Origin of the sequence: Pseudomonas sp. SIMBA_041, from assembly GCF_046535095.1 — a bacterium.
GTDB classification, from domain to species: domain Bacteria; phylum Pseudomonadota; class Gammaproteobacteria; order Pseudomonadales; family Pseudomonadaceae; genus Aquipseudomonas; species Aquipseudomonas mucoides.
Map to the genome: position 1 here is coordinate 1 of NZ_JAWRXJ010000208.1, position 279 is coordinate 279.

Sequence of the window (279 nt, forward strand, 5' to 3'; positions counted from 1 at the left end):
GGCGAGGGCGTCGGCGGCAGGTTGAGGTGCTCGGGCAGTATCTCCTCGCCGCTGCTGACCAGCAGCGCAAAGTGGATGACGTTCTCCAGCTCCCGGGTGTTGCCCGGCCAGCTGTGGCGATTCAGGGCCTGCTGCGCGGCTTCGCTGATCAGCGGCACCTGCAGGTCCAGGCGCTGGCTGTAGATGCCGAGGAAGTATTCGGCCAGGGACTCGATGTCTCCCACCCGTTCCCGCAGCGCCGGCAGTTCCAGCTGGCCTTCGCTGAGGTAGCGATACAGG

1 pseudogene is annotated in these 279 nt (G+C 66.7%); it reads right to left on the reverse strand.

What is annotated here, in order from left to right:
- A pseudogene (locus tag SB725_RS30880) lies at positions 1-279 on the reverse strand (sigma-54-dependent Fis family transcriptional regulator); the annotation flags it as partial.